The organism is Bordetella sp. 15P40C-2 (genome assembly GCF_009763235.1).
Taxonomy (GTDB): Bacteria; Pseudomonadota; Gammaproteobacteria; order Burkholderiales; family Burkholderiaceae_B; genus Bordetella_A.
Genome location: NZ_WSJA01000014.1, coordinates 198,298 through 223,752, shown reverse-complemented (window position 1 = coordinate 223,752; position 25,455 = coordinate 198,298). Strand labels below are relative to the sequence as shown.

The 25,455-nt window shown below is 59.7% G+C and carries 20 protein-coding genes; 17 read left to right on the top strand and 3 right to left on the bottom strand.

The window, feature by feature from the left end:
• Positions 1 to 15: 15 nt before the first annotated feature.
• From GOQ25_RS06590 to GOQ25_RS06560, 7 genes are read left to right on the top strand one after another with little or no spacing between them, the layout of a single operon-like run.
• Positions 16 to 1,368, top strand: a complete 1,353-nt coding sequence (locus GOQ25_RS06590; protein ID WP_160349660.1) for an acetyl/propionyl/methylcrotonyl-CoA carboxylase subunit alpha — start codon at positions 16 to 18, stop codon at positions 1,366 to 1,368.
• A gap of 35 nt (positions 1,369 to 1,403) precedes the next feature.
• Positions 1,404 to 1,619, top strand: coding sequence for an acetyl-CoA carboxylase biotin carboxyl carrier protein subunit (locus GOQ25_RS06585; RefSeq protein WP_160349659.1), 216 nt, complete (start codon positions 1,404 to 1,406; stop codon positions 1,617 to 1,619).
• Between the two features lie 2 nt (positions 1,620 to 1,621).
• Positions 1,622 to 3,706 carry a 3-hydroxyacyl-CoA dehydrogenase NAD-binding domain-containing protein gene (locus GOQ25_RS06580; RefSeq protein ID WP_160349658.1) on the top strand — a complete coding sequence of 695 codons (2,085 nt, stop codon included), beginning with the start codon at positions 1,622 to 1,624 and terminating at the stop codon, positions 3,704 to 3,706.
• 20 nt (positions 3,707 to 3,726) lie between these two features.
• A complete protein-coding gene (locus GOQ25_RS06575) occupies positions 3,727 to 4,131 on the top strand; it encodes a Zn-ribbon domain-containing OB-fold protein (RefSeq protein WP_160349657.1) in 405 nt (134 codons plus the stop codon).
• On the top strand, positions 4,124 to 5,290 hold the full coding sequence (locus GOQ25_RS06570; protein WP_160349656.1) for a thiolase: 1,167 nt from the start codon (positions 4,124 to 4,126) through the stop codon (positions 5,288 to 5,290). Before GOQ25_RS06575 ends, GOQ25_RS06570 begins: the two co-directional genes overlap by 8 nt.
• 38 nt (positions 5,291 to 5,328) lie before the next feature.
• Positions 5,329 to 6,024 (top strand): 3-oxoacid CoA-transferase subunit A, encoded by a 696-nt coding sequence (locus tag GOQ25_RS06565; RefSeq protein ID WP_160349655.1) that lies wholly within the window; start codon positions 5,329 to 5,331, stop codon positions 6,022 to 6,024.
• A complete protein-coding gene (locus tag GOQ25_RS06560) occupies positions 6,017 to 6,679 on the top strand; it encodes a 3-oxoacid CoA-transferase subunit B (RefSeq protein ID WP_160349654.1) in 663 nt (220 codons plus the stop codon). Before GOQ25_RS06565 ends, GOQ25_RS06560 begins: the two co-directional genes overlap by 8 nt.
• A 125-nt stretch (positions 6,680 to 6,804) precedes the next feature.
• On the opposite strand, the gene GOQ25_RS06555 is transcribed toward GOQ25_RS06560, so the two are convergent.
• Positions 6,805 to 7,776, bottom strand: a complete 972-nt coding sequence (locus tag GOQ25_RS06555) for a tripartite tricarboxylate transporter substrate binding protein (protein ID WP_160349653.1) — start codon at positions 7,774 to 7,776, stop codon at positions 6,805 to 6,807.
• A 340-nt stretch (positions 7,777 to 8,116) separates the two neighbouring features.
• On the opposite strand from GOQ25_RS06555, the gene GOQ25_RS19765 reads away from it, so the two are divergent.
• The 5 genes from GOQ25_RS19765 to mqo all read left to right on the top strand — a co-directional run bounded on the left by GOQ25_RS19765 (position 8,117) and on the right by mqo (position 11,804).
• Entirely contained in the window at positions 8,117 to 8,275 is a 159-nt protein-coding gene (locus GOQ25_RS19765) for a GntR family transcriptional regulator (protein WP_160349652.1), read from the top strand.
• Between the two features lie 56 nt (positions 8,276 to 8,331).
• On the top strand, positions 8,332 to 8,766 hold the full coding sequence (locus tag GOQ25_RS06545) for a FadR/GntR family transcriptional regulator (RefSeq protein ID WP_160349651.1): 435 nt from the start codon (positions 8,332 to 8,334) through the stop codon (positions 8,764 to 8,766).
• A 182-nt stretch (positions 8,767 to 8,948) separates the two neighbouring features.
• A complete protein-coding gene (locus tag GOQ25_RS06540) occupies positions 8,949 to 9,872 on the top strand; it encodes an AEC family transporter (RefSeq protein WP_160349650.1) in 924 nt (307 codons plus the stop codon).
• 42 nt (positions 9,873 to 9,914) lie between these two features.
• Positions 9,915 to 10,298, top strand: coding sequence for an AraC family ligand binding domain-containing protein (locus GOQ25_RS06535; RefSeq protein ID WP_160349649.1), 384 nt, complete (start codon positions 9,915 to 9,917; stop codon positions 10,296 to 10,298).
• Between the two features lie 9 nt (positions 10,299 to 10,307).
• Positions 10,308 to 11,804 (top strand): malate dehydrogenase (quinone), encoded by a 1,497-nt coding sequence (gene mqo, locus GOQ25_RS06530; RefSeq protein ID WP_160349648.1) that lies wholly within the window; start codon positions 10,308 to 10,310, stop codon positions 11,802 to 11,804.
• A 118-nt stretch (positions 11,805 to 11,922) separates the two neighbouring features.
• Here the strand turns inward: mqo and poxB are convergent, their stop codons facing one another.
• Entirely contained in the window at positions 11,923 to 13,650 is a 1,728-nt protein-coding gene (poxB, locus tag GOQ25_RS06525; protein WP_160349647.1) for a ubiquinone-dependent pyruvate dehydrogenase, read from the bottom strand.
• A gap of 265 nt (positions 13,651 to 13,915) precedes the next feature.
• Between poxB and GOQ25_RS06520 the strand changes: the two genes are divergently transcribed.
• From GOQ25_RS06520 to GOQ25_RS06500, 5 genes are all read left to right on the top strand, one after another.
• On the top strand, positions 13,916 to 14,737 hold the full coding sequence (locus GOQ25_RS06520; RefSeq protein WP_160349646.1) for an IclR family transcriptional regulator: 822 nt from the start codon (positions 13,916 to 13,918) through the stop codon (positions 14,735 to 14,737).
• Positions 14,738 to 15,058: 321 nt separating this feature from the next.
• Positions 15,059 to 15,952, top strand: coding sequence for an arginase family protein (locus tag GOQ25_RS06515; protein ID WP_160349736.1), 894 nt, complete (start codon positions 15,059 to 15,061; stop codon positions 15,950 to 15,952).
• 35 nt (positions 15,953 to 15,987) lie between these two features.
• Entirely contained in the window at positions 15,988 to 16,767 is a 780-nt protein-coding gene (locus GOQ25_RS06510; protein WP_160349645.1) for an ABC transporter substrate-binding protein, read from the top strand.
• Positions 16,768 to 16,784: 17 nt separating this feature from the next.
• A complete protein-coding gene (locus GOQ25_RS06505; RefSeq protein WP_160349644.1) occupies positions 16,785 to 17,477 on the top strand; it encodes an amino acid ABC transporter permease in 693 nt (230 codons plus the stop codon).
• A gap of 2 nt (positions 17,478 to 17,479) precedes the next feature.
• Positions 17,480 to 18,226, top strand: a complete 747-nt coding sequence (locus GOQ25_RS06500; RefSeq protein ID WP_160349643.1) for an amino acid ABC transporter ATP-binding protein — start codon at positions 17,480 to 17,482, stop codon at positions 18,224 to 18,226.
• 158 nt (positions 18,227 to 18,384) lie between these two features.
• Here GOQ25_RS06500 and GOQ25_RS06495 read toward each other — a convergent pair whose 3' ends face one another.
• Complete coding sequence (locus GOQ25_RS06495) at positions 18,385 to 25,260, bottom strand: autotransporter outer membrane beta-barrel domain-containing protein (RefSeq protein ID WP_160349642.1); 6,876 nt, start codon at positions 25,258 to 25,260, stop codon at positions 18,385 to 18,387.
• Positions 25,261 to 25,455: the final 195 nt, after the last annotated feature.

The following is a 25,455-nucleotide window of genomic DNA, read 5'->3' as shown; positions in this document are numbered from 1 at the left end:
CACAGGAGAGCGAACATGTTTCGTAAAGTCCTTGTTGCCAACCGCGCCGCGGTTGCTGATCGGGTGATCCGGGCGCTGCGCGAACTGGGCATTCCGTCAGTGGCCGTGTACTCCGAGGCGGATGCTGCGTTGCCGTACTGGAAGTCTGCTGATGAGGCTTACTTGCTCGGGCCGGCAGCGGCGCAGGCCAGCTATCTGAACCAGGCAGCCATCCTGAATGTAGCGCGTGAGTGCGGTGCGGATGCCTTGCATCCGGGCTATGGATTCTTGTCAGAAAATGCGGATTTCGCGGACGCCGTCGAGGCGGCGGGCATGACGTTTATCGGGCCGAGCCCGTCGCTCATCCGCCAGTTGGGCCACAAGACTCAGGCGCGCGACCTGATGCGCCGTCATGGCATGCCGATGACACGCAGCAGCGCCGTGTTGAGTGATGCCGACGATCTACGCCAAGCGGCCAATGATTTGGGCTTCCCGCTTTTGATTAAACCGGCGGGCGGAGGCGGGGGCATCGGTATGCTGCCGATTCGTGGCCCCCAAGATATCGAATCATCCTGGCAGCAGGCTCGCGCGTTGGCACAGCGTTGCTTCGCCCAGCCTGACTTGTATGTTGAACAACTGATCGAAGCGCCGCGCCACATTGAGTTTCAGTTCCTGGCGGATCGTTATGGCGGTGTTCGCTGCATTTTCGAGCGCGATTGTTCCACGCAGCGGCGCCATCAAAAAGTTTTGGAAGAGGCCCCCGCGCCAGGCTTGGACAGAACTGTTGTGGCCGACATGGCCGCACGTCTGGAGGGAATTCTCTCTGCGTTGAAGTACAACGTGATTGGTACGGTAGAGATGCTGTACACGCCTCAATCGGGCTTCGTCTTTCTGGAGGTCAACACCCGACTGCAGGTCGAGCATGCCGTGACGGAAGCCGTGACTGGCATCGATCTGGTCCATGCGCAGATTCGTCTGGCAGCTGGTGAGCGTATCAGCGCGGTGTTGCCTGAAACGATTTCCTTGTCGGGACACGCGGTGGAAGCTCGCGTTTACGCCGAGGACCCCGTGCGGTTTCTACCCTCGCCAGGTCTTTTGAAGGCGTTTGATCCTCCATCCGGCCCAGGCATTCGAGTGGAGACGGGTTACTGCAGCGGCGTGAAGGTCTCCAGTTACTACGACCCGATGCTCGCAAAGGTGATTGCCCATGGTGACACGCGCGATCAGGCGTTGGACCGCTTGGCCGTGGCGTTATCGAGTTTTCGCATCGAGGGCGTGAAGAACAACATCCCGTTCCTACAACAGGCGCTCGCGAATCCAGATTTCCGCCGTGGTCAGCTTTCCACGGCGATGGTCGAGCGCATTCAGACAATGGCCTGCGCGGCGTAGCGCGGGCGAGACGATATCTATTCAAGGAGACAACTATGCAGGCAATCGAATCGACGGTCGCAGGCCGCATCATTAGCGTGCTGGTAAAGCCAGGGCAGGTCATCAACGAGGGCGATGAGGTCGTCAAGATCGAATCCATGAAAATGGAGCTGCCCGTGGACGCCGAGCGCGGCGGGAAGGTCGTCGAGATTCTGGTCGCGGAAGGTGACGAAGTCGAAGAGGGGCAAGCTCTGGTCCGGATCGAGGGTTGAATATGGTGCACGTCGAAATCAGGCACGTGGATCAAGCCGCCATTGCCGTACTGCGCATCGACAACCCGCCCGTCAACAGCGTAGGCAGTCAGGTTCGCGTAACGTTGGGCGAACAGCTCGACAAGGCCTTGGCCGATGCACAGGTGAAAGCGGTGGTGCTGACAGGTAGTGGGCGCTTTTTCTCGGGCGGGGCGGACATTCGCGAGTTCAACACGCCCAAAACGCAGGTCCGGCCCCTGCTACGAGAGCTGATCGCCCGGATCGAGGGCTCGGGTAAACCGGTAGTCGCCGCCATCAATGGCACCGCACTCGGGGGCGGTCTGGAACTGACATTGGGATGTCATGGCCGCGTGGCGTCGGAGACCGCGAAACTGGGGCTGCCCGAGGTCAAGCTTGGTGTCCTGCCAGGCGCGGGCGGTACCCAGCGTCTGCCAAGACTCATAGGAATTGCCGACGCGTTGGACATGATTGTTGGGGGTGAGCCGATCACTGCACATCAAGCGCTTGCCAATGGTTTGGTGGACGAAGTCGCGGCGGATCCTATCGATGCGGCATGTCGGTTGGGGCTCGCACTGTCGCGCGGCGAACGCGAGTCCCGCGCCGTTGATCCCGGGCCCTTACGCAACGCAGCCTCGGAGGCGCTGTTCGAGGCGGCGCGGCGTGATGCGCAGCGGCGTTATCGCGGCTGCAATGCGCCGCTAGAGTGCATCGGCTGCATCGAGCAGACAGTGCATACGAGCCTGGAGACTGGCCTGGCCCACGAGGCCGATCGCTTCAAATTTTTGGTCGAGGGCGATCAGTCCAAGGCACAACGCCATTTGTTCTTCGCAGAACGACAGGCCACAAAGCTGCCGAGCGCAGCCGAACCCAGTCAGATCGCCCGCGTAGGGGTGGTAGGGGCTGGCACGATGGGTGGAGGCATCGCCATGAGCCTCGCCAACGGCGGCTATTGGGTCGTGCTGCTCGAGCAGACCGAGGCCGCCTTGCAACGTGGGTGGAACACCATCCAGGGCAACTATGCAGCCAGCAGCAAACGAGGTCGATTTACCGAACAAGAGGTGAAAGACCGGCTGTCCCGCATCCAATGTAGTCTGGAGTATGGTGATCTGGCGGACGTCGACCTCGTCATCGAAGCGGCCTTCGAGGATATGCAGGTCAAGAAGGAAATCTTCACCCGGCTGGACGCGGTCTGCAAACCGACGGCGATCTTGGCATCCAACACCTCGCGCCTCGATATCAATGAGATCGCCGCGGTCACCTCGCGCCCCGCCCAGGTGTTGGGGATGCACTTCTTCAGCCCCGCTAACGTCATGCGTTTGCTGGAAGTCGTAAAAGGCGCAAAGACCTCCGATAGTGTCATCGCCACGGTTTTTCGGCTTGCCGTTCGTTTGAACAAGATCCCGGTTCTGGTGGGAGTATGCGACGGTTTCGTGGGCAATCGAATGGTCAGCCACTACACGCGCGAGGCTTACTTCCTGCTAGAGGAGGGCTGCACGCCCGCACAGGTAGACGGTGCCTTGCGTCGCTTTGGCATGGCCATGGGTCCGCTGCAAATGCAGGACATGGCAGGTCTGGACATCAGCTGGGCCGCGCGTAAACGGCAGGCGCCGACCCGCCTGGCGCATCTGCGTTATTCCAAAGTTGCCGACCGCATCTGCGAGATGGGGCGTTTTGGGCAGAAAACCGGCTCGGGTTTTTACCGCTACGAGGCCGGTAGCCGCGAACCGATACCCGATCCCCAGATCGATGCATTGATTGCACAATGTTCCGCAGAGGCGGGTATTACACGTCGGGAAATCTCGGACGAGGAGATCATTGCTCGGACGATCTACGCGCTCGTCAACGAGGGCGCACGCATCCTGCAGGATGGCATCGCGCAGCGAGCATCGGACATCGACGTGGTCTACGTCGCCGGTTATGGATTTCCGATGTTCCGTGGTGGGCCGATGTTCTATGCCGATACGGTGGGTCTGCCAGAGGTGCTTGCAACGATCCGGCGCTTTCACGAGCAACACGGCGAATACTGGGAGCCTGCCCCGTTGCTGGTGCAGCTGGCAGAAAGCGGTCGTCGGTTCAGTGACAGCTAAAGAATAAAAGGAAGAGAGGGATGACCATGCAAGACAATCTTGGCGAGGCCCAAGGTCCTGAGGCGCGGTATTTTGCGCGCTTGAGCGAAGGCATTTTCGAAATTCAACGTTGTACTGCTTGCGAGCGCCACCAGTTTTATCCTCGTATGCTTTGCGTCCACTGCGGCAGCGAAGACCTGCAATGGATCGCTCCCTCCGGGCGCGGTACGGTCTACTCGTATAGCATCGTTCGCCGCAAGCCGGAAGCGGGCGGGGACTACAACGTAGTGCTTGTCGATCTTGATGAAGATGTACGTGTCATGAGCCGGATCGAAGGAGTCAGCCCTGATGCCGTGCATGTTGGGCTGCGTGTATTGGCACGCGTGGCGCTCGAAGACGGCAAGGGTGTCCTAGTGTTCGATCAAACGGAGGACTCTCATGCTTGAGTCGATTCGGGATAAGGTGGCCATCGCTGGCGTTGGCACCGCCGGCCTGGGTGAAGCGCATGGCTATACCGAAATGGAGCTTCTGGCCCAGGCGGCGTCACGTGCGGTCCGAGACGCGGGCCTGACGATGGCTGACATTGACGGCATTTGCACAAGCAGCTCTTCGGCGACAATGTGGGCGATGCCTGTCGTGGAATACCTTGGGCTGCGGCCAAAGTTCATCGAAAGCACGATGCTGGGCGGATCGAGCTTCGTTGCTCATCTCTTGCCGGCGATGCTGGCGCTGGCATCCGGGCAATGCAATGCGGTGCTGGTGTGCTATGGCAGCACGCAACGCACGGCCAAGTTCGGTCGCAAGGAAGGCGTGAAAGCGCGTGCGCTACTCGATCCTCAACCGTACGAGCAGCCTTATCAGCCCATTTCGCCGATCACGTCGTATGCACTGGCCGCACAACGCCACATGCATCAGTACGGCACCACGCGCCGTCAGCTCGCGGAAGTCGCCGTTGCCGCGCGCAAGTGGGCGCAGCTCAACCCCGAGGCCTACAAACGCGACGCGTTGGAGATCGAAGACGTACTCAACGCGCGGATGGTATCGGATCCCTTGTCCGTGCTGGACTGCTGCCTGGTGACCGACGGCGCGGGCGCCTACGTGCTGGTGCGGTCAGATCGAGCTCGTGATCTGCCGCATAAGCCAGTCTACGTGTTAGGTAACGCCACAGCGGTTTGGAACCGCCAGATTTCCTCGATGCATGATCTGACGGTAACGGCGGCGGCAGAATCCGGCCGGCGCGCCATGCGGATGGCGGGTGTCACGCATCGTGATATCGACGTGATGGAACTGTACGACGCGTTCACCATCAATACGATCCTGTTCTTAGAGGACCTGGGTTTTTGTGGCAAGGGGGAAGGTGGCGCCTTTGTGGAAAACGGCGGCATCGCGCCGGGTGGCCATACGCCCGTCAATACCAACGGTGGAGGGTTGTCCTGCGTGCATCCTGGCATGTACGGCATTTTCATCTTGATCGAGGCGGTGCGTCAGCTGCGAGGAGCCTGCGGCGATCGTCAGGTTCCCGCCGCTCACATCGCGTTGGTGCATGGCAATGGCGGCACGCTGTCGAGCCAATCAACGGCCATTCTGGGTAACGAAATGCCTTAAGTCCCAAGGTTGCGGGTAAGAATAATGAAGAGAGAGACATGCTCGACAAGACAGTAAATTCGCTGGAAGCCGCTGTGGCGGGCGTTCAGGACGGAGCGACGATCCTCATTGGCGGATTCGGCGCCTCGGGCGTACCGACGGAGTTGATTTGTGCACTGCTGGACCAGGGTGCCCGCGATTTGACGATCGTCAATAACAACGCGGGTAATGGTCCGGTCGGCTTGAGCCAGCTTGTTGCGGCTGGCAGGGTGCGGCGCATGGTGTGTTCCTTCGCGCGATCCTCTAACAAACTGCAGCCCAATGCGGTCGCTTTTGCGCAGGCCTATCGGGCGGGCAAGATCGAACTGGAATGTGTGCCTCAGGGCACCATGGCCGAGCGGATGCGGGCGGCCGGGGCGGGGATGGGGCCGTTCTATACGCCGACCTCGTATGGCACAGCGTTGGCCCAGGGTAAGGAAACCCGCGTCTTCGATGGGGTCGGCTATGTGTTGGAGCAACCCCTGAAAGGCGACTTCGCGTTCATCAAAGCCCAGTACGGCGACCGTTGGGGCAATCTGACCTATCGCTACGCAGGGCGGAATTTTTCACCGGTGATGGCGATGGCCGCAACGGTCACGGTAGCCCAGGTTGACCGCATCGTGCCCTTGGGCGAACTCGCTCCAGAGCATGTGCATACCCCTGGCATATTCGTACAGCGCGTGATTCAGATCGAGGGGGGCCAGCACAATGGTTAAGAAACTTTCACGCCAGGAAATTGCGCAGCGGGTGGCGGGAGATATTCCCGATGGTTACTACGTCAACCTCGGCATCGGTATTCCGACCCTGGTGGCCCGCTACTTGCCCGATGACCGCGATGTGCTGCTCCATACGGAAAACGGCATTGTCGGGATGGGACCGGGCGACCCAGATGCCCCGTTGGATCTGGACCTCATCAATGCCAGCAAGGAATCGGTGACGCTGATACCCGGGTCCTCCATCACGGATCACGTTGTCTCCTTCGCCATGATGCGTGGCGGACACATCGACCTGACCATCCTCGGCGCATTCCAGGTTTCTGCCAGCGGTGATCTGGCCAACTGGGATACCGGTCATCCCGAGGCCATTCCCGCTGTGGGTGGCGCCATGGATCTCGCCGTCGGGGCCAAACGCGTGTATGTGACGATGGAGCACGTGACGCGGGATAACGCGCCGAAAATCGTGCAACAGTGCACCTATCCGCTCACTGGCTACGGCGTAGTGGACCGAATCTATACCGACCTTGCCGTCATTGATGTGACGCAGCACGGCTTGATCGTCACGGGGATGGTGGATGGTTTAAGGTTTGACGAGTTACAGGCGTTGACCGGAGCGCCTCTGACGCCCGGCGACACCATTGTCAGGTTGAGCTAAGCGCTGCCGTTGGACGCTCCCTCCGAACGGATGGCGGCGTGTCTCTGCGACGCGTGCTGCCAAAGAGGCACACTGTATCCGAACGAGTGGGCAGGCGCACGCTCGTTCAGATGCCGGTAATGAGACTACTGCAGCGTGACGTTCGCGTCTTTCACGACTTTGCCCCATTTGGCCATGTCTGCGTCGATCATCTTGCCGAACTCATCGGGGCTGGTATGTTTGGCGAGAGCGCCTTGCTCGGTAAGCGTCTTCTGGACTTGCGGCGAGGCCAGCACTTCTTTTAATTCTTTATTGAGCTTGTCGATGACGGCGTCAGGCGTACCGGCGGGAGCTAATAACCCGAACCAGGATGTCACTTCATAACCCGGCACACCGCTGGCCGCGATGGCGGGTACATTCGGCAGCTGCTGTATTGGTTTTGGGTCTGCCACGCCAATGGCTTTGAGCTTGCCGGACTCGATATGCGGCAGCACGGTGGGTGCGTGGTCGATCATTACCTTAATGCGTCCCGCAAGCAAATCCGCCACGGCGGGTGCGCTGCCTCGATAGGGGACATGCGCCATGTCGGCGCCGGTCATGCTCTTGAATAGTTCGACCGCCAGGTGGGTGATCGCGCCATTGCCCGACGACCCATAATCCAATGTGCCCGGATTCTTTTTCGAGTATTCCACCAGGGATTTGGCGTCTGTGGCAGGCACCGACGGATGGAGTGTCAGCACCATAGGGACAGTGGCCACTGTACTGATGGGGGCAAAGTCGGTGGGTTTGTAGGACAGACTTGGGTAGACGCTTTTGCTGATCGATTGCGTGGCGACGGTGCCCAATAGCAGGGTATGCCCATCGGGTTTGCTCTTGGCAACGGCCGCTGCCCCGATGGTGCCGCCGGCCCCTGTCTGATTTTCCACCACGACGGACTGGCCCAATCGTTGCTGCAATTGTGCGCCAACCACACGCGCCAAAATGTCTGTTGCACCACCGGCCGCAAAAGGCACGACGATTCGAATGGGTGCTGCCGGCCAATTATCCCGCGCGCCCCAGGCAGGGCTGACCCCTCCCAATATCGCGATGGATGCTAGCGCATTAAATGCGAATTTCATTATGGTCTCCTCGAATATTTACTCATTTATTTATTTATTTATTTGTTTATTTGATCAGCGATATGCTGAGGTCCTGCCGGCTTGGGTTTTGACAGCTGCATGCAATGCAATGCCAGGTTATGTAGAAAAATGCCCGGTCTTATAATGATACGAAGAGTAAACCTATCAGGCAGCCTTACAGCATGTCAACGGTTCTTAAGTGCTAACATCCGGCAACATCGCATCTGCTGTATACGAGATCAGTGACTCAAACGCCCCGCCTTTTTGATGAATTAGGACGTCCGCGGGCGCTGCCCGACACGATTGCCGAGGCCATCCAAAACAAGATCGAGGGCGGGGAGTGGCGGTCGGTCAGAAGCTACCGGCCGAGGCGCAGATCGCCGCCGAATTCGGTGTTAGTCGCTCGGCGGTGCGCGAAGCTATCTCCCGGCTGAAAAGCGATGGCCTTATAGAAACGCGCAAGGGCTGGGGGCTTACGTCACGGCGCCGCCCTCGTTGACGTCGTTTCGCATCTCCCCCGAGTGTTTCGACAAACGGCTCGAGCTGATGCAAATCATGCAGCTGCGCACTAGTGTCGAGGCGGATGCCGCCGGACTGGCTGCGCGTTTTCGCACGCCAGCTCAATTGGAGCAGCTGGATCACTATCTGGATCGTTTGGTTGACGCCTCGAACGCGCCTCGGACTCAAGAGTCGGTTCAAGCTTGGTTGGACGCTGAGGCCGCGTTCTATCTGACAGTCGCGCAGGCGTCGGGGAACAGTTTCTTCGTGGAGTTCCTGCAATTGATCGACGCCCGCATGCGAATGAAGCTGCGAGCTGCCGCAGCAAATAACGTGCGGGTGGCGGAGATGCATGCGGAGGTGGTGGCCGAGCACCGGGCCATTGTCGAGGCGATTCGCCGGCATGACGTCGCGGCGGCGGCGCAAGCGGCGCGTACACACTTTACCCGCGCCGCTGAACGTACGGCCCTGCGCAAAGACTTGCGTGACTGACTGCAGGGTTCGCTGCAGGCAGGTCCACGCCAGAATTGGCCAACTCAGATTTTTTCAAATCAGTTGATTTTGAAACATTTCTCCTATAATTTGGTCACAAGAGGCGCGGGCAACCGGCGTGCCGCTCGCCCGCAATAGTCTTCAAGAATTGCCCACTCTAGCCATTTTCAATAAGGAAAACCATGCTAGTTGAAATAATATCGAAGGCCCTGGGGCCCATTATCGTTGGGGGTGGTGTCGGTTTGCTGGCCGGCTATTCCGGATTTATTAAACGCGAGTATTCGCAAGCGTTTGCGGATTTCGTCGTCAAAATCGCCCTGCCGATCGCGTTATTCGTGGCGGCGGCAAATTCAAATCCGAAGACGATTCTGGACTTGGATTATGCGTTGGCGATTGGCTGTGGGCTGATTCTCGCGTTCATCGGCGCGTATCTCGCCGGCATCATATTTTTCAAGCATGACCGCGGCAATGCGAGCATGCTGGGGCTTTGCGCGTCTTTCCCCGACATGGCTTACTGCGGCCCTCCAATTCTGTTGGCGACGATCGGCGCATCGGGCCTGATCGCGATGGTCATCGGTAACCTGATCTACACCGTGATCATCCTGCCCATCGCACTAATGTTGATCGGCGGCGGTGACAAAGGTCAGAGTGCGGGTGCAAAGCTCTGGAACTCGCTGCGTCAGCCTCTGGTGTTTCTGCCCATCCTAGGCGCGATCCTCAGTGTGAGCGGGGTCAAACTGCCCGAACTCGTCACCAACTCGTTAAACGAATTGGGCGAAACGGCGGGCGGCGTAGCGCTGTTCTTCCTGGGTCTGTATCTGTCGGGCATCAAGCCGAAGTTCAATGTCGAAGTCCTGTTCAGCGTATTCGTAAAGAACATCGTTCAGGGTGCGATCATCCTGGCCGTTGGCATGGGCCTCGGTCTGCAAGGCGATCTGCTCAAATCGGCATTCATTATTGGCATTCTGCCTACGGCAACCGCTAACCCGGCTTTGGCAGTGGCCCTGAATATCTACGAAGAAAAGGCGGCTTCGACCGTCATGATCAGTACCGTGCTGTCGCTCGTGACGATGGCAATTGGTATCGCGGTCGTGGAAATGCTCTGATTGTGAGCAGTGTGAAACCATCAACAATAAGGAAAGCCTGACATGATCCGATGCGTAAAGCTGTACACCGGTGAAGACGGCAAGTCGTATTTCACGGAAGGCAGTATCGACTTGCCCGGTGGTGAGCGCGGCGACTTCGTCAGCAGTCTGGTTGGCGCCACCAGCATCTCGTTTCGTGAAACCAGCCAAGGTGGAAGCTTCGACTGGCATACCGCGCCCGCTCACCAATTTGTGCTGACGCTCAGCGGCACCTTGGATTTCGAGATGCCCGACGGCAGCGTCGTCCGCATCAATCCGGGCGATGTGCTGTGGGCCGACGATACGGTGGGCCAGGGCCATCGCTGGCATTTGGTCGATGACCAGCCGTGGCGCCGCGCCTACGTGATCTTTGCGCCTGACGCACAGATTCCTTTTGTTCCTGCCTAAGGCCACGCTATGAACTCAAACGTCACGACTACAACCGATATCCTGTTGATTGGCGCAGGCATCATGAGCGCCACGGTGGCCACGTTCCTGAAAGAGCTGGAGCCCTCGCTGTCAGTCACCATTGTCGAAGCCTTGGGCGACTGCGCTCAAGAAAGCTCGCATGGCTGGAATAACGCTGGCACGGGCCACGCCGCTAACTGCGAAATGAACTACACGCCGCAGCGTGCCGACGGCAGCGTCGATATCAGCAAAGCGCTCGAGGTCAATACCGAATTCGACCTGTCGCGTCAGCTGTGGAGCTACCTGGTCACCAAAGGCGCGATTCCGGATCCGCAAGCCTTTATCCACCCGTGCCCGCACATGAGCTTTGTGTGGGGCGATACCAATGTGGCCTATCTGCGTGCGCGCTACAAGGAAATGTCGGGCCACCATTGCTACCGCGGTATGGAATACAGCGAGGACCGCGAACAGATCGCCAAGTGGGCACCGCTCATCATGGAAGGCCGCGATCCTTCGCAGCCTGTCGCCGCCACGCGTATCGTCAGCGGCGCTGACGTGGACTATGGTGCGCTCACCCACCTGTTGATTGCGCATCTGACTAAAGAAGCCGGCGTTCAGGTTCAATATCACCAGCATGTCGATCATCTGGAACAGCAGGCCGATGGCCGCTGGCTGGTGCGGACCAAGCACACGCAATCGCACGAGCACAACACGATCTGCGCGAAATTCGTGTTCATCGGCGCGGGCGGTGGCGCTTTGGAGCTGCTCCAAAAGTCGGGCATCCCGGAAGGTCACGGCTTTGGCGGTTTCCCCGTCAGCGGCATCTGGCTGCGTTGCGATGTAGACGAGGTGAGCGATCGTCATCAAGCCAAGGTCTACGGCAAGGCCGCCATCGGATCGCCTCCGATGTCGGTGCCGCACCTGGATACGCGCATCATCGGTGGCAAGAAGTCGCTGCTGTTTGGTCCGTATGCGGGCTTCTCCACGCGCTTCCTGCGTCATGGTTCGTTGACGGATCTGTTCCGCTCCATCCGTCCGGGCAACGTGCTGCCGATGTTGGATGTGGCCAAGGATGATTGGCAGTTGACGGAATACTTGGTGTCGCAGGTCATGCTCAGCGCGGACCATCAGTTTGAAATGCTGAAGGATTTCTATCCCACAGCACGTCAGGTTGAGTGGACCAAGGCGGTGGCAGGCCAACGTGTTCAGATCATCAAACCGGGCAAGGACAAGCTGGGTATCCTGGAATTTGGCACCGAGTTGGTCGCCTCGCAGGATAACTCTATCGCTGCGCTGCTGGGTGCCTCTCCCGGTGCATCGACCGCGGCGTATATCGCAGTGCACGTTCTGGAGCGTTGTTTCGCCAAGCAACTCGCCAACGATGGCTGGATGAACAAGCTCAAGACCATCATCCCGACCTATGGCGTCGACCTGCGCCAGGACGCGGATGCGTGCTTCGATACGCGCAAGAAGACGGCTGCGGTGTTGAACCTGGAATACGTCTAACGTCCAGATCAGCCAGTCTGAAGTCGTAAAAAAGGGGCTGCCTCGCGTTGCCCTCGTCGCCTGGATCAATGTCCAAGGTGTCGGGGGCAGCTCAAAGCAGCCCCTTTCTTTTGCCCGCTTATTTTCTCAGCAGATTCGTCTTGGCAAGTTCGATGACTTCATCGGCACGACCGTTGAATATTGCCTTGAGCATATACAGGCTGAAACCTTTTGCTTGCTGCGCCTGGATCGCCGGCGGCATCACGAGTTCTTGCTTGGCGGTGACCACATCCACCAGCACAGGACCTTGATACGCGAAGGCTTCTTTCAACGCGCCATCCACGTCGTCGGAATTCTCGACACGTATCCCCTTGATCCCCATCGCCTCGGCCATCGCGGCAAAATTGGGGTTGTCCAGATTGGTGTTGGTGTCGAGGAAACCGGCGGCCTTCATCTCCATCGCGACAAAGCCCAGCGTACCGTTGTTGAAGACGACGATCTTCACGGGCAGGTTCAACTGCGACAGGCTGATGAAGTCGCCCATCATCATGCTGAATCCACCGTCGCCCGACAGCGAGACGACCTGGCGGCCAGGTTGTGCGGCTTGCGCGCCAATGGCTTGCAGCATGGCGTTGGCCATGGAACCATGGTTGAACGAGCCTAACAGGCGACGCTTGCCATTCATGGCGAGATAGCGAGCCGCCCACACAGTCGGGGTGCCAACGTCGGCGGTAAAGATCGCGTCTTCGGCGGCCAGTTCGCTGATGCGATGCGCAAGATATTGCGGATGAATCGGACGGCCTTTGGCTGTCGGTGTGGCCAGCTCGTCCAGACCCTTGCGGGCTTTCAGATAATGGTCACGTGCGGCATCCAGGAACGAACTATCCTGGCGTTCATTCAGCAAGGGCAGGAGCGCTTCGATCGTGTCGCCGACATCACCAACCACACCCATGGTGAGCGCGGCACGCTTACCCAACGCGCCCGGGTCGTGGTCGATCTGAATCACCTGGGCATGCTCGGGATAGAAATTCCGATACGGGAAATCCGTGCCCAGCATGAGCAGTACCTCGGCATTTGCCATGGCGTGATAGCCGGACGAGAAACCGATCAGCCCCGTCATGCCGACGTCGTAAGGGTTTTCCCATTCGATGTGCTCTTTGCCACGCAGCGCATGCACGATCGGGGCCTTTAGCTGCTCGGCCAGTGCGACGACCGCATCATGCTGACCGGCGCAGCCGCTACCCGCCAAAATTGTCACGGGCTTTTCCGTGTTGAGCAGGGCAGCGAGGCGCTGAATTTCAGCATCTTGCGGTACGACACGCGGTGCGGCCGGCAGGGCGAAATGTTCGGCCGCCACCAGATCGCATTCGGACAGCGCGACATCTCCCGGGATGACCAATACGGCAACGCCCCGTTTGCCTACGGCGGTGTTCAATGCACGATTCAATACACCGGGGAACTGCTTGGGGCTGGACACCAGCTCGACATAGTCGGCGCATTCGCGAAACAGCTCCTGCGGATGCGTTTCCTGGAAATAACCCAGGCCGACTTCCGTGGACGGAATATGCGCGGCAATCGCCAGCACCGGTACATGATTGCGTTTGCAATCAAATAAACCGTTAATCAGGTGCAGGTTGCCGGGGCCGCAGCTGCCTGCGCACACAGCCAACTCGCCGGTAATGGCAGCCTCGGCGCCGGCTGCGAACGCAGCGGTCTCTTCGTGCCGCACGTGCATCCATTCGATGCGGCCCAGTCGACGCAAGCTGTCATTCAGCCCGTTCAGACTATCACCCGTAACACCCCAGATGCGTTTTACACCCGCGTTGGCGAGCGAAGTCGCCAGATAGTCTGCCAATGTGGTCGCCACAGAAATACTCCTTATGGGTAAGCTGGCTCTCAGGTAAGCCCTAATAGCAGCCCTGCATATCGCCTTCGAACAGTCCGAATTGGCGTATGGAGGCTGCACCTATTATCCAACAGCTAACTGAATGTTGCAGCCGCTTTGAAGGGGAATCCCTAATAATCCAGGGTGTTCGTTCACCGTTTTCGGGCGGATAATGCGCAGCGCCACTACCCGCCAACATGCTGCCGTGGTGGTACCGCCATATGCCCTGCGCCATCATCGATTCAATATGACCACTATGTCCGCCTCCGTCGAGGATTCGCCTCTTTATGTTGCCGCCTTGGCTCGCGGCATTTCGCTGTTGGGCGCGTTCACCGAAAGGCGTCCTGCGATGACCTTGCCAGAGCTAGCGGAAGCGACGGGATTGACCAAAAGCGCGGTGCAACGCTTCGCGCACACACTGTGGGTGCTAGGGTATTTGCGTAAACATCCGCAGACGAAGAAATTCTCGTTGGCGCCGCGTTCGCTCGAGCTGGGTATGCAATATACCCAGACCAGTGCGTTGGTCTTGGGGGGCAATCCATTTCTGCATTCCCTGAACCGCAGCACGCAGGAGACGTGTAGCTTGGCCGAGCCCGAGGGGCGGGAGATGGTCTACGTCGCCCGGTTCGCGACGCATATGCAGATGTTCGTGAATATGCCTGTGGGCACGCGTTTGCCCATTTATTCGACGGCGGCGGGGCGGGCCGTGTTGTCGCGTCTGGACCACGATCGCGTGCACGAGTTGCTTTCGTCCAGTGAAAGACGCGCGCATACCAATATGTCGATCACCGACTTGGATGCCTTGATGAACGAGGTCCAGTTCGCGCGGGACCATGGGTACGCACGGTCCAACTGTGAGATATATCCGGGCGACATCACGATAAGCGCGCCAGTCGTAGATCCGGTGGGTACGCCGGTAGGCGCGGTGAACGTGTCGGTACCGGCGAGCCGCTGGTCTTTTGAAGAGGCGCAAGCGGTATTCGGCCCGCAGGTTGTGGAGACGGCGCACGCGATCAGCGCATCGAACACTATCGGAATCACGCCGCCGTTTTACGAAACCGGTTATTGAAGAGTCGCCCTGTCTAGCGCGCAGGCGGAAGAGTTAATCGCCTTTACGCCGATACGTTCCCGTGCACTCGCGCGAGCATTGCATTTGCTATCGCACGGGCGACGCATGTTCGCGCGCCTGCGGTTGTTTCCCCCAAAACCGAAAAGCTGATTCGGGGTTAGCCCTAATTTCCGTACGTCCCGATATCATTAAAAATGACATCATCATATCGACAGACGATATGGGCGGATTCACAGGCGCTACAACAAACTAGGGGAAGCAGTGGGATCTCAAACAGACCTTTTGGCCGATGCGGCCATATTCAACCCGGCCGCCGGCTTCATGGGCCTGCCGGGGCCTATGCCCGAGCGGGGCACGCCCGGGGCCTGTGTCATGGGTATTCCTTTTGATTGCGGCACGCACCCGTTCCGTGTCGGCTCACGCCAAGGTCCTGATGCCATTCGCGAGCAATCGAAACTGCTGCGGCCGTTCGACTTATTCCGCCGGGCCGGCGTCGACAACCCCGTTCAATATCTGAATGCCGTGGACGTCGGTAATGTGACCTGCTGGCCGGGCGACCCGGAACGTTCCTATCCCGTGATCGAAGAGGCGGTTGGCCGCATCCTCGACGCGGGAGCGATTCCGGTGACCATGGGTGGAGACGGCGCCGTGACTTTGCCGCAATTGCGTGCGGTGGGCAAGCGTCATCCCGGACTGGTTGTACTGCACTTCGATTCGCATACCGACACCTATCCGATCCCTGGCTATAACACGGCCACCACATTCACGCGCGCGGCGGAAGAGTCGGTGCTCGATGTCAGCGCCAGCTTTCATGTAGGCACGCGCGGCAATTCCTTCATGGGTGGCGTTGTCGAATACGGGCGAGAGGTGGGCTACACGGTGATTCCATTTGACGATCTCGAAGCAGGCCAAGCTGGCGTGATTGACGAGATCAAGCGCCGCGTCGGGGATCGACCGGTCTATCTGTGTTTCGACATGGATATATTCGATCCCTCGTGCGCGCCTGGTGTCTGCACGCCCGAGTGGGGCGGGTTGTCAGCCAAGGAAGGCTTGGCGCTGCTACGCCGATTAAGCGGTTTGAATTTCGTCGCGTTCGACGTCAACACCGTCTCGCCACCACAAGATGTAGGCGGGGCGACGGCCTTTTTGGCGGCCACGGTCATACAAGAATTTTTTGCACTTGCCAGCACAGCGGTGCAAAAAAGGCGCGCTTGACGCGCAGTCGGTAGTTTCAAAACAAGGGGAAAAACATGAAAATCATCTTCACGAGTTTGTTGGCTTTAAGCTTGGTCGGCGCGAACGCGTCGGCGCGGTCCTTGGAAGAGATCCAATCGACCAAGAACATCAATGTGGTCACCACGGCATCCTCGCCACCACATGGTTTCAAGAATCCCGTCAGCAATCAGCTCGAAGGCATCATGGTGGATGTGGCGCAAGGTGTGGCCAAGCATATTGGAGCCCAGATGCAGCTGCGCGATGTGCCGTTCTCGGGCCTGATTCCCACCTTGACTTCCGGGCGTGCGGACGTGATGTCGGCGCCTCTATTCATGACACCCGAGCGCGGCGAGGTCATCGACTTCAGCGTTCCCGTGTATGAATGGGGCGAAGGCATTGTCGTGAGCGACAAGAACGACAAGGCGTACGATCGATTTGAAGACCTGCAGGGTCATAAAGTCGGCGTGCTGGTGGATTCGGTGCAGTTCAAGATGATCAAGGACATGCCCGATACCCGGGTATCGACTTATCAAGACTATTCCACGCTGCTGGCGGATGTGCGCGCGCGACGGATCGATCTGGGTATCGTGGATCCTCCCAGCATCATCTACCAGATCCAAAGCAAGAATATCCCTGGCGTGAAGCTTTATTCGGGCTACCAGCCGCAGACGAAGTGGCAGGTCGGCATGGCCGTGGAGAAAGGCAATAAGGCGCTTCTGGATGCCGTGAATGCCGCACTGATCGAGATGAGGCGCAATGGGGAGATGGCAGAGATCGGCCGTAAGTGGGGTGTGTCCGAGCTGATCAGCAACTAAGTAGGGAAGTCTGAGTGATGGATTTCGCTACGTTAAAGCTATATCTCACGCCGCTGGCCGAGGGTACGACATGGACGCTCGCGCTCTTTGTCTGTTCGGCGGTGCTTGCCGTTATCGTGGGCTTGATAGTCTGTCTGTGCAGGCTATCCAGTTCAAGACTGTTATCGCGCGCCGCCCGCTTTTATATAGAGATCATACGCGGCACCCCGTTGTTATTGCAACTGTTCTACATCTATTACGGGCTGCCCGAAATGGGCGTGGTGATCGACGGATTCACCGCTGGGGTTCTGGGCTTGACCTTGAATTTCGGGGCGTATCTGGCCGAGCTCTTCCGTAGTGGGATCCAATCCGTGGACTCTGGCCAATACGAGGCGGCGCGAGCATTGGGCCTATCCAAAACCGACCGCCTGCGCTTTATCGTATTGCCACAGGCCTTGCGCACGGTGTTTCCTGCACTGGGTAACTATGCGCTGGTTCTGGTCAAGGAAACGTCGCTCGTTGCCGTTATCAGCGTGTATGAATTGATGAGGGCAGGCGAAATGCTGGCAGGCGCGACCTTCCAAGCGCTCACGGTGTACACACTAGTGGGCATCATTTACTTTGCCATGTGCAGCGTGTTGTCCTGGATGTTCCGCCGCTCGGAACGTCGCTTAGCCGTGCCCGGTTACTGGAACGGTGCGGGCGAGAATCACGATATCACCAAGGCCTGATCATGCAGAAAGAACCTATCATTCACCTGCAAGGCGTCTCGAAGTGGTATGGCGAGTTCAAGGTGATCGACGACCTTTCTCTGGCGATATTTCCGGGAGAGAAAGTGATTCTTTGCGGTCCCTCCGGCTCGGGAAAGTCCACCACGATACGCCTGATCAATCGACTGGAAGAGCATCAACAAGGCACCATAGTTGTCAATGGGATTGAGTTGAATCATCAGTTGTCGAACATCGAACGCATCCGGGCCGATGTCGGGATGGTGTTTCAACACTTCAACCTTTTCCCGCATATGACCGTTCGGCAGAATTGCACGATCGGGCCACGACGAGTCAAAGGCGTGAGTGCCGAGGAGGCGGATACGCGCGCGATGCATTATCTGGAGCGTGTGCGCATTCCTCATCTCGCCGATAAGTTCCCCGGGCAGCTCTCTGGAGGTCAAAAGCAACGTGTCGCGATCGCACGGGCGTTGTGCATGCAGCCCAAGGTGATGCTCTTCGATGAGCCAACCTCGGCACTGGATCCGGAGATGGTCAAAGAAGTGCTGGAAACCATGGTCGAGCTTGCCAAGGAAGGCATGACCATGATTTGCGTCACGCATGAGATGGGCTTCGCTCGCGAGGTCGGGGATCGCGTGGTTTTCATGGACGGTGGCAAAGTCATCGAAAGCGCCACACCTGAACAGTTCTTCGCTGCGCCACAAACTGAACGGGCGCGGGCATTTCTCGGGCAACTGCTTACGGCGGCTTGATGCACCTGGACCGGCGATCGGAGTGCAGCTCCGGGCTGCCCATCGGCCAAAGCGGTGGGCAGCCTCTGAGCGGGCGACTCGCTAAATGTTGATCTACGCCATGTGCAAGCCAGTCGTTACACCAGCGTGCCGCACACGGCTTTTACGACCCAACCCGGTTAGAAACGCCAAATGGCTTTAATGGTTCCCCCCGAACTCCGGGTCTGACTGGAAATTAGTCCGTCGTACTGCGCGCGAAGATCAAATCCGCCGCGGCCAGCTAGCTGCATGCCCACAGACACATGGCCGAAGACACGGCCCGTCTCCAGCGTGGTCTTAAAGGCGTGGCTGTCGGCAGGGGCTGAAGTAAGCCGAGCTCGCGTTTCCCACTTGTCCGAGGTGGACACAGATACACCCGCGTTCACGAAGGGCCGCAACGTATAACCGTCGCGCAATTGGAATAGTCCGCCCACTTCGACGCCCGGTGTCAACATGGCATTGAGCTGATCCGCGTTGGCGACGTCGAGGTTCAACGGCCCCGCATCGCGTTCCGTGTAGGAAGGCATGTGTGTGTAGATCAGATCCACATTGGCATAAGGTTTGATATATGCCTTCTCAATGGAGGCCGTGTAGGCCGCGCGCAGTTGCTGTCCGATGGACCAGACCTTTGGGTCGCTCTTGGCCGTCTCGCCCGTGAGATTAATGCGCCGCTCGGTGTCGTACGATGCGTAACTGCCATAGGTCGCTCCAGAGAAGGTCCAGGGGCCCGTCTCGTATTTCAGCAGCAGACCCACATAACCCGCGTCGCCTTTGGTATGTATACGGCTGTCGTCCGAACGTATGTTGTTGTTCTCATACGCGCCCGCTACCCCTAGAACCCACTGCGGAGCGATACGCCGTTGAGCACCAAGTTGATACGACGTTGAACGCGCACGTGTAGCGGCGGTACCCCGATTCGGATCCAGGTGCGAGGTCTTTTCCGACACCCGACCCCACACGCAGTCGCCCTCAGGTTGCTGCAGGGTATTAGCGGCGTGTTGCGGGCAACTAAACAAACTGTCCGCGAACGTTTTCATCGAACGGGTGGCAAGGGCAGCAGGGGCGGCCGACAACCCGGGGGACAAGTCACTCATTGCCGAGGAATAAGCTTGCGCGTTATTTGCCAGGCGATCGAACCGAGCATAGATCGAGCCCAACGCTTCTGTGCTTCCGCGTTCCCAGATGTTCTGCAGGTGATCACCTACCTCGCGCAGGTTTGCGCCTAGCCCATAGGCCTGCGACATCTTGTCGAAATTCGCTCGACCGACGGATACGGCCGCCGCGCCGGCGGTGGCATGCGTGTTGAAGTCAAAGAGCGATGACGCGCCGTGAACCTTGAGCGCGGCGGCGTTCACACTGCCTGCTTGCACAAAGGTCAACTCCCGATTAGGCATGAGCGTTGAAGCCGCGATACTCAGCTGACCGTTTAGATGAGCGTCGCGCCCCACTACGAGCTGGTCTATCCGTCGATTGTTGAAATCCGCCCCGATATGCAGCGTTCCTTTTTCACGTTGGACGAAGTCGTTTGTCACACGCATCTGATCGATTTCATAGGGAGAACCCACAATCACGTTGCCTGCGTTAACCACCGTACCTTTGATGGTGGCGGCGTTGATCAGCGTGCCCGTGTTGTTGAGGACGCCAACGGTCGCGCTGCTGTCGGCGCTTAAAAACTGAGAACCCGCGATCGTGCCGGCGTTATTGACCGTAATCGTGCCAAATCGTGTTTGCTGCACGGCGATAGTGGAGATGAGATAGGCAGCCTCTGCAACCGTTACGACGTTGGAATCTGAACCCCCATCAAGCCACACCCCATACGCGTTGGGAAGCGTGGGCACAGGGGCTGTCTGCACCATCCCGCCTATCGTGATGGAAATGGGCGAGGCCTGCGCAATGTTTCCATCACTTTGCGCAAAAATCGCTATCGGGTTCGCGCCCGTCACGGAGAGAGTGCCTTCGCTTGTCTGGGTGAATGTAATCGCACCGGCTTTGGATCCGCCGCCCTTGGTATGGTCGTACACCGATCCGGCAAAGCTGCCTTGTGAAGTCGTGCCTACACCGCCGCCGTCTGCGATCGACTGAAGCAGCACGCCGACGCTATTGTCACCGGTCACGCTGATCGTCATATCTCCCATGTCCAGCCGAACGTCACCCGCGTCAGCGCCGCTCGGGCTGACATTTTGCTGGCCTGCGCCTTGCCATCCCATCTGCAGTTGCGAATCCGGGCTACCCGCGATCCCTCCGCCACCGCCTATCGACTGCAGCACTATGCCATGCGCAGCAAAGCCCGCGGTCGAAATGTCGTTGTAGGGATCCCGGCCGTTCGGGTCGAGATGATTGACCGATGAAAGGCTGACATGGACATTGCCACCGGAAGCGTCGAACGAGTTGGCTTGTTCAGAGGTGTCGATATTCGCACTGCTAATTGGCGAAGTCGGTCCCACATACGCAATACCGCCGCCGCCGCCGATGGATTGAGCGACCAGACCGTAGGCCGCCGGCCCTTGTGTGTGCGAGAGGATGATGGAATCGACCGTTATCGCGCCGGCCCCGCTAGCGGTTCCCTGGCCGCCACCGCCGAGGCTAAGCACGAAGTCCTCACCCACGATCGATCCGTCGGTGCTGGCGCCAGCGCTGGCTGCGCCGCCGCCGCCGCCAATGGACTGCAGCACGATGGCATGCGAGCCCGCGCCATAGGTACTGGCTCCAATCAGGCTGTTGGCGGCATTCATGTTGATCGCGCCGCCGGTTCCGCCCGCGCCACCTCGCCCGCCTACACCAATCAGCAGCGAGGGGGTGGCGCCGGTTTTGTAAGTGACATCGGCCGACCCGTCAGCAGCCTGACCGCCACCGCCGCCGATGGACTGCACGAGCAGGCCATACGCCGCGTTGCCCCGGGTGATCAACTGGCCCGCACTGGCATTGCCGGATGATCCGCTGACCTTGCCCGCGAAATTTAAATCGATGTCGCCGCCATTTCCGCCGTCGCCACCGCTACCACCCACGGCGATAGTGAGATTAGCGGTGCCTCTGGCGCCCTTTGCCGTGGCGGTACCTCCGACGCCACCACCGCCGCCAATGGATTGGACGATCATGGCGTCCGCCAGATCGCCCTGCGTTTGCGTGATGCCGGAGTAGTTCACCGTGATGGCCGATCCGTTGCCGCCCGCGCCGCCCTGGCCACCCACGGTCACCGACAACCCATAGGTGCCGAGATCGTTGTCATCCGAAGGAGGGTCGTCACTTGGATTGAACCCTGGATATGACGAAGGTCCGGCGGAAGCATCAGAGCCGGCCGAACCGCCCAACCCCCCGCCGCCGCCAATGGATTGCAGCAACACGCCATCGGCATCATTGCCACGGGTGGTAATGCTTGACGCATCAGTCAGCACGATGCTGCCACCGCTGCCGCCTTGTCCGCCAGTGGCGCCCACGGAAATGCTGACCGCCGCGGTGAAACTCGTGGTGGCCTCACCGCCACCGCCGCCGCTGTCTTCCAACGGTAAGCCTAAAGAGACGGTGGTGCCTTGCGAAGCGCCTCCGCCACCGCCAATCGACTGCATCAAAATGCCGCGCGACCCAGATCCAGCGGTGCCGATGGCGGTACCCGACCCAGTCGTCGCGGTCAGATTGGAGCCGGCGCCGCCCGAGGTGCCTTTACCGCCCACACCCACATTAACGGTGTATGACTTGCCCTGCGCGATGCCGCCTGTTCCGCTGCTGCCTACGCCTGCATTACCACCACCCCCACCGATGCCCTGAGCCATCAGCGCGTTGGAATAGTCGCCATAGGTGACGATCTGGCTCCGGTCATTGAGTTGCAAGTCGATTGCCCCGGCATGCCCGCTCGCGTTGCCGCTGCCGCCCACCGACGCGTCGACGTTTACTGCAATGCTTACCTCAGGCGTAGTGAACGTGCGGCTCATGGCATTCGAGTCGCCACCGTTGCCGCCTCCGCCGCCAATCGATTGTGCCAACACGCCGTGCGCACCTTGGCCGTTGGTGACCACGAGACTACTGCCGTTCAATACGACATCGACTTCACCGCCATCGCCTCCGAGCCCGCCCTTGCCGCCAACAGCAATGGAGGATGCAAGAGCAAAAACCGTGTCCTCGCTAATCGGGACGGGCAGGGCGACGCTGTTTCCTGTCGCGCTGCCGCCCGAGCCGCCACCGCCGCCGATGGATTGCGCAAGAACGCCGTAGGCGTCTGATTGCGCGACAGCTTGTGCCTGTGCTTGCGTCACTTCCGTGCTGGGGTCGACGGGCGAAGTCGCGACGACCGTATCGCTCAGCGTCATCAACACTTTTCCGCCGGCTCCGCCACCGCCTGCCGTGCCGCCGACGGCGACCGCCAGATTGAACCCCACGTTTAAGCCGGCCGACTCCGCGGTGCCACCAATGCCACCGCCGCCTCCGATGGCTTGAGCCACGATGCCAGAAGCGCTTGCCCCATAGGTCCGCAGGTTGGCGCCGGAGGCCTGTACGTTGACCTGACCCGCGGAGGCGCCCGCTTCGCCAGCGCCGCCGATGCTGAGCGTGGCGTCTGAAAACAATGTCGCGTTCTTCGCCGAGCCACCGCTGCCGCCACCGCCGCCAATGGACTGTGCAAGGACCGCGGTCGCGCCCGCGCCGGATGTGATCACCGTACCGTTGTTGTTCACGGACAGATTGACGTTGCCAGCGTTACCGCCGATGCCGCCATTGCCGCCGATGGAGATGGCGGGGGCCGCCGTGCTTAGCGCGAAGGCATTGCCGCCATTGCCACCCCCGCCGCCGATGGATTGCGCAACGACGCCATAGGCATATTCGCCAGCGGTTTGTTGCTTGCCGTTCGCGTTGAGCGTGACGTCGCCCGCTTGCCCCCCGTTGCCGCCGGTTCCTCCAATCGATAGGAGTCCGGCCGCGGAGGCTGCCGTGCCGCCACCGCCACCGATGGATTGGCCGAGCATCGCAATGGCCGCATCGCCCGCCGTTGTGATGCTGCCGGCGTTGGTCATCGTCACCGACCCCGCGCCGCTAGTGCCACTGGGCGCCACGTTCCCGCCGACAGCGAACAAACCCGTGGCCGATCCCGCCGCTCCGCCGCCGCCGCCGATGGACTGACCCACCATCCCGTTGGATGCATAGCCGCTTGTCGTGATGTTGCCGGCGTTAGTCACTTGCACCGTGCTGCCGGCGCCACCCGCGCCGCTATCTCCGCCCAAGGCCGCGATCAAGCCGACGCCGACGCCACCCGTGCCGCCGCTGCCGCCAATCGATTGCGCGAGCAGCCCGTACGCGTGTTGGCCGATCGTGCTGATATTGCCCGAACTCGTTATCGTGACAGCCGCTCCGTTACCCCCATTGCCACCATTTCCGCCGCTGCCAGCGAGGCCCCAGGTGAAATCGGTGCCCGTGCCACCGCCACCTCCGATCGATTGCACGATCACGCCGGCGGCATAGTTCCCGCTCGTGCGAATCGAGGCAAGGTTGGTTGTCGCCGACGCGGTGCCCGCGTTCGCGCCCGTACCCCCCTGGCTCGTGCCGGTGCCGCCAAATCCACCAATACTTTGCGCCAGCAAGCCATAGCCATAAAGGCCTTGAGTCGTGATCGAAGAGGCCTGGCTCGGCGAGCTCGCACCAGCGTCCAGCGAAATCGATACGTTTCCGGCTTTGCCGCCATTGCCGCCGTTCGTGCTGCGGTCCGTGCTGTCTCCGGACCCGCCGTTCGCGCCCCGTGAGAACCCCACCACGCCAGCGATATAGTCTCCGATGCTTTGCACACTGGTGTTGTTGAGCTGGATGCTCACCGTGTCTGCATTGCCGCCCTGGCCCCCACTGGCACCGTGGGAGGTTAGCGTGCCGCCCACCCCGCCTCGCGAAATCGCTGTGATGGCCGCGCCCGCGCTCACACTAGATGGCGTGGTACCCATGGCGGCGCGCACGACAATAGACGTTCGCGCGGGATTGGATGTGCCGGGTACCTCGCCCACGTTGACCGCGACCGAGCCGGCATCACCACCGTTGCCGCCAGAATCATCACTGTATTGGCTTTCTCCGCCATCGCCGCCGACACTGCGCGCCATGACGCCCACTGCGCCGTCGTCCGTCACATCGGGGTCCTGCCAATAGAGCGCAATATTGGCTGTGTTGTTCAGCGTGACGCTGCTCGCACTGCCGCCCGTCCCGGCATTGCCATCGGTCCTTTGGCCCTTGGCATACATGCCTCCCCGGCCGCCGACGCTTTCCGCAGCGACTGCCCAGGCGCGTGAAGTTCCCGCCAATAGGTCGCTGCTCGTGCCCATGCCGATCGCACCATGATTATTGAGCGTGACTGCGCCAGCGTTACCACCATTGCCCCCATAGTGATCGATAGCGTGCGAATGCGCTGTGCCGCCCGTGCCGCCCGCGGCCTGGGCGTAAACGCCCATCACGCCATATTGGAAAACGCCGCCGTCCTCGCCTAGTGTTACTGACGCATTGTTTGTCAGCTGGACGGTGCCGCTGTCGCCGCCATGGCCCCCGTCATCGTCGTGTTCTGGCGAGTAACCCACACCGCCGCGACTGGAGGCGCGCAGACCTATGGCCATTTGCGATTCCCAGCCCGTCAGCGTGATGTCCACGCTCCCGTTATTTATCAGTGTTACAGCACCGCTAGCACCGCCGTTGAACTGATCGACATTGCCGTCGACCCCTTGACTAATGATCTGCGCGCCCGCGATAACGTCGCCGGCGCTGTAGACCACGTTCGAGTTCGTCGTTACCTGCAGCGTATTGCCTTGATCAATTAGGACCGCCGGGTTTGCCATGGTCTGACCGCTGCTATTGCTGCAAACTTCGACGCCCTGGCTGTTGGTACAACTTAGACCCTCGAGGTTGCTCTGCGCATGCGCCATGGGTAATGCGGAATAAGAAAGCACCAGCAGCAGCTTGCTCGCATAGTCAAGTGTCAGAACGTCGTGGCGCTGAGCTGGGTGATGCGTATCCAGAGATTGGCGAACGACTCGATGGCGCGGTTGGGAAGGGTTTGGCATCAATAACACTCGCGTAAGCGACCGCTGCGCGCACGGCAGCGGTGGCGATAAAAAAGGATGCGCAGAGTAACGCTATTGCGGATCGCTTGAGGTGAAGAGGGAGCACGCTGTCACGCATCTGCAGCCTGCGATATCGTCTTGCAACTTAATATTTCCGTCTATCGGATTGCTGGCGTCTGTTATCGGATTCGCGAT